The organism is Ureibacillus massiliensis 4400831 = CIP 108448 = CCUG 49529, from assembly GCF_000772965.1.
Classification (GTDB): domain Bacteria; phylum Bacillota; class Bacilli; order Bacillales_A; family Planococcaceae; genus Ureibacillus; species Ureibacillus massiliensis.
Window position 1 is genome coordinate 1 of the sequence record NZ_JPVQ01000109.1, and the last position, 1,545, is coordinate 1,545.

General features: G+C 38.5%; 1 protein-coding gene. It reads left to right on the forward strand.

The genetic code is table 11. The features are described 5' to 3' along the window. Window positions 1–344: 344 nt before the first annotated feature. Window positions 345–1,545, forward strand: a 1,201-nt coding sequence (locus CD30_RS19045) for an IS1182 family transposase (protein WP_036180766.1), incomplete at its 3' end; no start/stop codon positions are given.

Below are 1,545 nucleotides of genomic sequence, written 5' to 3' on the forward strand. Positions count from 1 at the left end.
ATATTAACATTCAAAAATTAACTACAGGAAGAAAGTCTTTTAAAGATACGATTCAATAAAAGAATCCGCTTTTTTAGCGGATTCCAGACTGTAGACAAACTCAAAAATTTGAGATTGTCTACAGTCTTTTTTCTATTTACAATACATATTAAGAAATCGTCGATTTCCGTTGCAGGCGCTACGCTTTCCACGGGCACGGCCTCAGCCTTCTCCCTCGCTACGCTCAGTCCGGGTGCTTCGGCTCGTGCTGTTCCCGTAGGAGTCTTCGCGCCTTCCACTCCAATCGACTTATATCGGCTAATACAGTAGTGTAACGCTTCTAATACTCTGAGGTGATAATAACCATGATGACGAAAAATCAAATTAACGAACGTGAACAGTTTGAAATGCTAACTATTGAACAGCTTGTACCACAGGACCATCTGGTCCGTAAACTAGATGCTGCAATTGATTTTAAATTTATCTATCCATTAGTTGAACATCTATACTCCGCCGTTGGAAGACCAAGTATCGATCCTGTTGTTCTGTTTAAAATGACATTTATTCAATATACATTCGGCATTCGTTCAATGCGCCAAACGATTAAAGAAATTGAAACGAACATGGCTTATCGCTGGTTCTTAGGATTCGGCTTTCATACAGAAATTCCACATTTTTCAACCTTCGGTAAGAACTATGAACGTCGCTTTCAAGATACCGATATCTTTGAACAGATTTTTTACCGTATTTTAAAAGAGATTATGGACTGTGGTTTATTATCAGAAGACCATATTTTTATTGATTCTACACATGTAAAGGCAAGTGCTAATAAACGGAAGTATGATAAGAAACTTGTACGAAAAGAAACACGTGCCTATGAAGCGAAGCTTCAAGAAGAACTGAATATCGATCGTGAGGAAAACGGAAAAAAGCCCTTCCCACCGGAGAAGTTTGAAAATGACGAAATGAAGGAAATCAAAGAAAGTACTACCGATCCCGAAAGTGGTTACTATGTAAAAGATGAACGTACGAAACAGTTTGCGTATTCTTTTCATGCAGCGACAGATGAAAGAGGATTTGTATTAGGCGCTATTGTCACTCCGGGGAATGTACACGACAGTCATATGCTCCAGCCATTAGTAGAGAAGATTATTGAACATGTCGGAAAGCCTGTAGCTGTGGCAGCCGATGCTGCTTATAAAACACCTGCGATTGCGAACTTTTTATTAGAGAATCAAATGTTACCTGTATTGCCGTACACCCGCCCAAAAACAAAAGAAGGTTTCTTCCGCAAGCATGAATATGTTTATGATGAATATCTTAACGCCTATATTTGCCCGAATAATCAGCTACTAAAGTACACTACGACAACTAAAGAAGGTTATCGCCAATACAAATCCAATCCAACGGTTTGTAAAAATTGTCCTTTCTTATCACAATGTACAGAAAATAAGAATCATATAAAGCTGATTCAACGGCACATTTGGGAAGGCTACTTAGAGGAAGCGGAACATCTACGTCATCATTTTGAAGTAAAAGAGATATATGCAAAACGCAAAGAAACAA